Consider the following 1,731-nt stretch of genomic DNA (forward strand, 5'->3'; position numbering starts at 1 on the left):
CCATAATGGCTAAATCTGTGCTTATATGAGGCACCAATAATCCACATGATATAAACATAAAGTTTGTCAAACAATAGCACCTAAATAATGTCTTACAATGGTAGGCATCATCTACATACCACCTCAATACATTTATAAGCATACTACCAACTATTGCAAATGTCAAGTCTTTTACAATAAAAATACCACCCAATAAAATTGTGAGTGGTACTGATATGTTGAATAAATAGTATTTGAATAACTTGTAGTAATATATAATTAATTCCTTTTGATAATTGGTCAATTCACTTATCCCCTCTTTTTAGTTGAATAAAGAGTCTAAAAACTTATAAACATCCTCACTATTTCCCTTGTAGTATAATCTAGGATTGATTATTATGGAATCTTTTCCGTATTTACAGTCAAACTTTCCAAATACACTTCTAAAGTCACTTCTTTCATCAAATATAAACAGCTCTCTTAGTTCTCTCCATAATTTTGAACTGTTAGTTACATCATAACCTATTTTAAAAGCCATTTCTTTTGTCGTTAAAGGGCTTATATTATCAACTTCACATGATGCATCTTTGCATAATATATTAGTTTCATTGTGTATATTAGGAAGCAATACAAAGAAGTAAAATAATTGTTTGTGACTAGAAACAACGGTGTTAACATAAACATTTCTAAGATAGTCGTTAAAAAGCCTAGTAAACTCTTCATTCTTTTCTGACTTTGATAAACCACCTTTTTTAATGTATTCACTATTAACTCTAAATGCTTCCCCTTCAACCTCTTCTATTAGCCCACTTTCAATAATCTCTTTTATTGCACTATTAAATGTCCTCTTCTTTATTTTACAAAGTTCTTCTAAATCTTTTCTATTGCATTTTATATCTTTAGTTCCAACTCTCTTAACTATAAAATTTTCATAATTTACAAATGTAGATAAATATAAAAATCTCATCTTATTTGCATCTGTAACATTTTTTAAATGGATTAGTTTTTCATAAAACATAAACGTAAATCCTCCTATTTCTGAATTAAGATAACCAGATAATCCAACAAGATCCTTTGTTTTCTTAACTCTCTTTTGTCCACTTAAAGGTTTTGCGACTTCTTTATAATACTCATTAACCTCTCCAGTGTCCATGTTTGTTTCAACCACCATTAATTTTGTAGCCATCACATATCACAACCCTTCTAAATCGACCTAGTATTTTTTTGCTCGACATTTTTATGCCATTTTGACTTAATCACTAGTAAAACAATGTATTTATGAAGATTTTACGCCTAGTATTTTTTTGCTCGACTAAATGAGCTAATGTAGGGTAAAACAGTTACTTTAGCGATTTCATTGCCTATAATATAGGTGAAAATCTTGGTAAGAGCATTTACATTTTCCCCTCTTGCCAGATGGCAATTCACCCCTTTAAGGGAAATCTTGACTCAGTCGCCGTCACTTTTCCCTCTTGTTCCACAATTCACCCAATTCTAGGCTTGATCGCTTTTGCGATGCCCAAATGTGAAATTAAACTATGAAATATGTAAAGGGACTAATTAAAGTCCCTAAAATTTATTTTACTGGTTTTGCAGGTTTTTCTGCTTTTCCAATCCAGAACCATTTTCTCATTTTATCACCACACTTTATTGTTAAAATAAATTCTATAATCTTTGCTGGTATTCCATATATAAACATTGTTAATTCATTCATGTAGAAAATATCTTTACCCATTAATTCAAGAGACATAC

The 1,731-nt window shown here is 30.2% G+C and carries 2 protein-coding genes; both read right to left on the reverse strand.

Annotated elements, in window-relative coordinates:
• The coding region (locus ACRDDY_RS02345; protein WP_438563366.1) for an accessory gene regulator B family protein at nucleotides 1-283 on the reverse strand (283 nt) is incomplete at its 3' end.
• 18 nt (nucleotides 284-301) lie between these two features.
• The gene (locus ACRDDY_RS02350; RefSeq protein WP_438563367.1) at nucleotides 302-1,165 is read right to left on the reverse strand and encodes a hypothetical protein; all 864 of its coding nucleotides are present in this window, start codon (nucleotides 1,163-1,165) and stop codon (nucleotides 302-304) included.
• Between the last annotated feature and the right edge of the window lie 566 nt (nucleotides 1,166-1,731).

This window comes from Clostridium sp. (genome assembly GCF_051656525.1).
In the GTDB taxonomy this organism is placed as follows: Bacteria; Bacillota; Clostridia; order Clostridiales; family Clostridiaceae; genus Clostridium.